A 5,705-nucleotide genomic window follows, 5' to 3' on the forward strand; every position below is an offset into this window, starting at 1 on the left:
GCATACTCACATTCATCGACGTGCGGATCGACGAGATGCCCTCGTACGGGTTGCCGGCCACTCCGATCTCCTGCTCATAGCGCTCGACGAGTGCCTCGGCCTCCGGCAGTTGACCGGTGACCGGCGCGGCCATCCCGGACATCAGCAGTCCGACGGCTGCGGTGCGAACCACGCGCTTCATATGCGTATTCCTGCGTTCGGGTACACGGGCCGCGCCTGCTGCGCGGAGGTCGGAAGATAACACGGCAGCGGTAGGCGCTGCACGCGTGGCCACCGCGGCCAGCGGCCGTGGCATGTGACGGACAGGGGTTCGATCGAAGTGGAGCGCCTGTCGCTCAACGTGTCGCACAGGCCGCACGGAGCGTGTGCCGGAGCAGGACGTCCACGGTGACCGGGCCCACGCCGCCGCGTGCAGGCACGTACGCGGACAGCCGCGGAAGCGCGGCCTGCAGCACCTCCCCGGATCGCCGTGCGCCGAAGTAGCCGCCGTCGACGACAACGCCACCCACCGGCAGCCAGTCGGGTTCCACGGCCTGCGGAATACCCGCAGGAAAGATGGCGACGTCCGCGGAGGCGAGCGCGTTGCGTAGCGCGTCCTTCCCGGCGGCGGCACGCACGCGCGTGACCTCCGCCCCCGCACGCTCCAGCAGCACGACGAGCGGTTCGCCGATGGCCGCCGCACCGGTGCCAACGAAGACGCGGCGACCGGCAAGCTCGACACCGCCGTCCTCGAGCAGCGCCATGATCGCTACCGCACTTGCCGCAGGGAATACATCCTCGCCCGTGCGCAGGCGCTCGAGCGTTTCCGGGTTCGCGCCGTCGATGTCCTTGCCGACCGGGATTGCCGCGTTGCACGCACGGGCATCGATCCGCGGTAGCGGATACTGCACGAAGATGCCGTGCACCGCGTCGTCGTCCGCGGCGCGACGCACTTCCCGCACGGCGTCTTCGGTGGTCGCATCGGGCGACAGCAGCACCGGTACGAACCGGATGCCGACGTTGCGTGCGGCGTCCAGCTTCAGGGTGACGTACGTTTCGGCCGCGGCATCGGCGGCGCTGCCGATTGCGACCATGCAGGGGATTGCACCGCTGTCTGCAATGCAGGCGGCGACGTCGTCGCGCAGAGCATTGCGCATGCGACGGGCGAGCGCGCGGCCGTCGATGAGCCGCGCGGTCACGGCCACACCATGCCGATTCGCATGTGTGGTTGCACCTCCAGGGTCAGACCGGGGAGGGCGGTAGAATGCCCCGACCGGCCGCGTGGAGCAAGAGGGAGCTGATGATTGTGCGTGTGCTACACGCGCATCGCGGCGACGCCCTGTCGTGCGGCCTCGATCATCGTCACGTCCTCCGCGAGGGCCACGAGCGTGTCGGGCGCCCCCTCCCGGTGAAGCGTCACGCGCAGTCGCCACGCCAGGTACGACGTGGCGGCGGCGGCGAGTGCCCCGACGAACGCGGCGCGCATGCGGCTTCGCTCCTCGGACGTCGTCGCAACCGCGGCAGCAAGGGCGCCCGCACCGATGCGTCCAGCAAGCGGCAGCGGTTCGATACGCGAGGGCATGAACGGCATCTTGTCCGCAGCAAGCTCTCCGACTGCGAACGTGGTGAGGGCTCTCGCAATGCCCGCGCGCGCGAGGCCACGTTGCAGACGCCCGTGCGTGCGATCCTGGCGCTCGGCGAGTGCACGGCTCACGGCCGCGACGGCGGCCATGCTGCGCATGCCGGCGGTCGCGCCGAGCAGCAGCGACCGGACGATGGTGCTGTCGTTCCTCATGCCTGGATTCCTCTCTCGAACGTGAACACGACGTCCGGACCGGAATGAGCGATGCGGCCGCGCTGCTCGAGCAGTGCGCGCGGCTCGCGCATGATTGCCTGCAGGCGCGTGTGCGCCCGGATGTGCCATCGTCGCTGGTAGCGCGGTGCGAGCACCTTGAAGCCCGCATGGCTCCACCAGTTCGGAAAGTCGCCGGGACGCCAGCGCGCCCGGATGGAGAAGCGGATCTCCCCGCTCTGGTGCTCCTTCGTAAGGATGAACCACTCGGCGCCACGCTCGATGTGCCCGCTCAGCGTGTCGTACCGGAAGGCGTACTCCGTGGCGCCGTCGGCAGTCTCCGTCCTGACAGCAGTCACGACTGTGCCATTCAGGTAATGCAACCCGAGCACCTTCACCTCGAGCAGCATGCGTCGGCCCAGGAGCGGTGCCTCCGGGTCGAAATGCGCGGTCACGATGGACGGATCGGAGAACTTGAAGGAACGCATTGCGAGCCAGCCGCGCTGGAAGGCGCCGTCGCTGACCGGCGGACCGGGCCGCTCGGTGGCGAGCAGCGCGTCGGAGCGGTAGCTGTTCCAGCCGTGCTCCGCACTCATCATGTCGTCGTCCTCGACGAAATTGCGCTCCAGCCGGTCCAGCGCTCGCAGGCGCACGACGAGTTCCGCATCACTCCAGCCACGGCCTACGCGATACTCGCCCATCAGTCGCCGCGCGCCAGGTACGTCGGCTCGTGCAGCCCGGCCCACGAGTCCGCATCCTCCAGCTCCACCTCCTCGACGGTCGCGTTGATCTCGCCTTCGATCGTGCAGCCGAGCGCGGCCGCCAGGCGGTTGATGAAGTCCGTCCATGTGCTCGTCTGCATGGCCTCGCCGATTGCCAGGTACTCCGCGAAATGGATGGTCGAGCTGGCACGTGCCCGGCTGCGGATGTGGAACACGACGCGCCGCTCCGTGTTGCGGTACGAGCCGAACGTGATGCGTCCCGCTTCCGGGTGTCCGACCATGGTGTGCAGCGTCACGCTGTTGGCATCGCGGTGCCCCACCCGCACGTCGCAGCGGCCCGCGCCCCGGATGTCGATGCGCATTCCTTCACCGACCGACAGCGGGACCTTCTCGTCGTCGCGCTCGAAACGCACGATCGCGGGGGGTGGGAACGAGCAGAACTCCAAGGCCACCCGCTCCATCACCTCCGACGGCGTGTGATCGCAGTCACCAAGGACCGCCCAGTAATCACGCTGCAGCAGCGGCCCCTTCCCTCCCGAGGCCGGGTTCGGCTGCGGGGGTGCACTGGTCTCTTCTCCCATACTCGCATGCTCCTGAGCCGGTCATGCCTGCAGGCAGGTGCAAGAGGAACGCCGTTTCGACACGGCGACTGGCACCTGAATTGCCCCGCTGTCCAGCGAGCATCTCGGGGGACACGGACATGAGCGACATCGAGACGAACCCTGCCGCACGCTTCTCCGGGGACAGCTACCCCAAGGCGCGGGTGCTGCGCAGCGACCACTCGGAGGGTGAGATCACCCGCCTCATCGAGCAGCAGACCGCAAAACTGCCGTCGGCGGTCTTTCTCGTTGCAGCGGCCGCAGCCGGCGTCGCGGCCGTGATCCTGGAGCTGAAAGGACGCGAGCGCCTCGGCACCATCGTCGGGATGTGGGTGCCGACCCTGATGGTCGCGGGCGTCTACAACAAGCTGATCAAGACCGTGGGCACGCGCTGACTCAGAACAGCGAAGCCAGCATCCTGATCCCCGCCACGACCAGCGCGATCACACCCAGCAGGATCAGCACGACGATCGCGATCGCGGCGACCAACCAGCCCGTGCTCGACCTTCTTGCCTGCTCGGGCTCCCCGATCGCACGGTCCAGCAGCTCCGTATTCCGCAGGTTCGCCTTGAACGCGAAGTCGGCGATGTCGCCGAGAAGCGGCACCGTTCCGAAGAGCACGTCGACTCCGATGTTCGCTGCCATGCGCGCGAGTACCGGCCCGGAAACACCCGCTCGCCAGGCCAGGAACAGGATGTAAAGCGACAGTACGCCGCCGGCGGCGTCGCCAACCCCGGGTACCAGCCCGAGCAGACCATCCAGTCCGACGCCGATGCGGGTCCCTGGCACCTGCACCGCCCGGTCCAGCAGACGGGCCAGGCTGCGGGCACGCTGAGCGTGGCGGCTGCTGACCGGTGTAGAGGCTGCGCGCGTGGTCTCGACCATGAGATCCCGCATAGCAAGGGGTATTCCCGCATCATTCGCGTGCAACCGTGAGATGACGCCGGGAGTCCAAGAAATGTGACGCTTTTCGGGTGGGCGATTCGTCCCGTCGGTGAATCCTCCCGCCCCGTGCGGCAGTATCAGGGTCGACAGGCCGGACGGGCTGGCCTGTGCCCTGCACTCCCCGCAGGCTATGGACGTGAAAGCAGAACTGCAGCGCCGACTCAGGGCCCTTCGTGGCCGCTTCGAGCCGGTGCTCGACCGAGTCGAGCCGTTCGCGCGGCGTGTGCACTGGCCGTTCAGCGCTCACCAGACCCTTGGCCTGGGCGTGGCGTCGCTGGTGCTCGCGCTGCTCCTGTGGCAGAACTGTGGCCTGACGGGCTGTCCGGACGTGCGCCGGCTCACGGCGTATCAGCCGAACGGTGCCCCGGTGCTGCTGGACCGCAACGGCGAACACTTCGCTGACCTGACGCCGTTCGAGCGGGTGGTGGTCGAGCTGGAATCACTGCCGCCGCACGTGCCGCAGGCGTTCCTCGCCGTCGAAGACCAGCGTTTCTTCCGCCATGACGGCGTCGACTGGGTGCGCGTGATCGGTGCAACGCTCGCGAACCTGCGCGCGCGCGACGTGACGCAGGGCTCGAGCACGATCTCGATGCAGCTCGCGCGCAACGTCTTCCCCACGGTCGTGCCCGGACAGGAGCGGACGCTTCGCCGCAAGCTGCTCGAGGTGAGGATCGCGCAGGAGATCGAGCAGACATACGGCAAGGACGAGATCCTGGAGCTGTACCTCAACCACATCTACTTCGGTGGCGGCGCGTACGGCATCGAGGCCGCCGCGCAACGGTGGTTCGACATTCCCGCGAGCGAGCTGACCGTCGCACAGGCCGCCCTGCTTGCGGCGCTGCCGAAGGCGCCGTCGCACTACGATCCGCGGTTCCATCCGGAAGCGGCGAAGGCGCGCCGCGACCTGGTGCTTTCGCTGATGGAGCAGCAGCAGCGCATCGATCCCGAGACTGCCGGGGCGGCGCGTGACACCGAGATCCGGGTCGTCGCGGACGCACGACCCGAGGACGAAGACCCGCTGGGCTCGTGGTTCGTCGACGTCATCCGCTCGACGCTGGAGGAGCGCTTTGGTGACGACCTCTACGGCGGGCGGCTGCGGATCCACACAACCATGGACGTCCGGGCCCAGCGCGCGGCGGAGGAGGAGCTGCGGGAGCAGATCGCGCGGCTGAGCGGCCGCGTTCGGGAGGGCGAAGGCCCGTTGCAGGGCGCCGTGGTGCTGCTGGACGCGCGAACCGGCGACGTTCTGGCGCTGGTCGGTGGCCGCGACCATGACGTGTCGCGCTACAACCGCGCGATGCGCGGATTCCGGCAGGTGGGCAGCGCGTTCAAGCCGTTCGTCTATGCGGCCGCGATCGAGGACGGGTTTCCGCCCAGCCAGCTGATCGAGGATACGCCGCTCAGGATGGAGCTTTCGCGCAACGACGTCTGGGAGCCGCGCAACTACGACGGGCGCTTCGAGGGGGTCGTAACGATGCGCGAGGCACTCGTCCGCTCGCGCAACGTGCCGACGGTTCGGCTTGCATCGGCGGTCGGTACCGAGCACGTCGCGCAGGTCGCGAAGAGCACGGGCATCACGAGCCGCATCCCGACGGAGCCGTCGATGGCGCTCGGCACCGCGTCGATGAGCCCGCTGGAGCTGGCGATCGCGTACACGCCGTTCGCAAC

8 protein-coding genes are annotated in these 5,705 nt (G+C 68.5%); 2 read left to right on the top strand and 6 right to left on the bottom strand.

From position 1 onward, the window contains the following. The 5 genes from VFU06_16970 to VFU06_16990 form a co-directional block, all read right to left on the bottom strand. The coding region (locus VFU06_16970) for a hypothetical protein (protein HEU5211092.1) at nt 1–181 on the bottom strand (181 nt) is incomplete at its 3' end. Between the two features lie 154 nt (nt 182–335). Then, a complete protein-coding gene (locus tag VFU06_16975) occupies nt 336–1,178 on the bottom strand; it encodes a bifunctional 5,10-methylenetetrahydrofolate dehydrogenase/5,10-methenyltetrahydrofolate cyclohydrolase (GenBank protein ID HEU5211093.1) in 843 nt (280 codons plus the stop codon). A gap of 116 nt (nt 1,179–1,294) precedes the next feature. Next, nucleotides 1,295–1,774 (bottom strand): DUF4126 family protein, encoded by a 480-nt coding sequence (locus VFU06_16980; protein ID HEU5211094.1) that lies wholly within the window; start codon nt 1,772–1,774, stop codon nt 1,295–1,297. Next, nucleotides 1,771–2,472 carry a DUF1990 family protein gene (locus VFU06_16985; GenBank protein HEU5211095.1) on the bottom strand — a complete coding sequence of 234 codons (702 nt, stop codon included), beginning with the start codon at nt 2,470–2,472 and terminating at the stop codon, nt 1,771–1,773. Before VFU06_16985 ends, VFU06_16980 begins: the two co-directional genes overlap by 4 nt. Beyond that, nucleotides 2,472–3,074, bottom strand: coding sequence for a hypothetical protein (locus VFU06_16990; protein ID HEU5211096.1), 603 nt, complete (start codon nt 3,072–3,074; stop codon nt 2,472–2,474). The genes VFU06_16985 and VFU06_16990 overlap by 1 nt, the downstream gene beginning before the upstream one ends. Before the next feature lie 119 nt (nt 3,075–3,193). Here VFU06_16990 and VFU06_16995 point away from each other — a divergent pair, with 119 nt between their 5' ends. Beyond that, complete coding sequence (locus tag VFU06_16995; GenBank protein HEU5211097.1) at nt 3,194–3,487, top strand: hypothetical protein; 294 nt, start codon at nt 3,194–3,196, stop codon at nt 3,485–3,487. Between the two features lies 1 nt (nt 3,488). Here VFU06_16995 and VFU06_17000 read toward each other — a convergent pair whose 3' ends face one another. After that, the gene (locus tag VFU06_17000; protein ID HEU5211098.1) at nt 3,489–3,977 is read right to left on the bottom strand and encodes a DUF4112 domain-containing protein; all 489 of its coding nucleotides are present in this window, start codon (nt 3,975–3,977) and stop codon (nt 3,489–3,491) included. 196 nt (nt 3,978–4,173) lie between these two features. Between VFU06_17000 and VFU06_17005 the strand changes: the two genes are divergently transcribed. Further along, a partial coding sequence (locus tag VFU06_17005; GenBank protein HEU5211099.1) for a transglycosylase domain-containing protein occupies nt 4,174–5,705 on the top strand: 1,532 nt, incomplete at its 3' end.

This window comes from Longimicrobiales bacterium (assembly GCA_035764935.1).
Taxonomy (GTDB): domain Bacteria; phylum Gemmatimonadota; class Gemmatimonadetes; order Longimicrobiales; family RSA9; genus DASTYK01.

Excerpts from the sequence above, each read along its gene's own strand:
- VFU06_16990 (HEU5211096.1), bottom strand. The coding sequence starts at position 3,074 with ATGGGAGAAGAGACCAGTGCACCCCCGCAGCCGAACCCGGCCTCGGGA.
- VFU06_16980 (HEU5211094.1), bottom strand. The coding sequence starts at position 1,774 with ATGAGGAACGACAGCACCATCGTCCGGTCGCTGCTGCTCGGCGCGACC.
- VFU06_16995 (HEU5211097.1), top strand. The coding sequence starts at position 3,194 with ATGAGCGACATCGAGACGAACCCTGCCGCACGCTTCTCCGGGGACAGC.
- VFU06_16985 (HEU5211095.1), bottom strand. The coding sequence starts at position 2,472 with ATGGGCGAGTATCGCGTAGGCCGTGGCTGGAGTGATGCGGAACTCGTC.
- VFU06_17000 (HEU5211098.1), bottom strand. The coding sequence starts at position 3,977 with ATGGTCGAGACCACGCGCGCAGCCTCTACACCGGTCAGCAGCCGCCAC.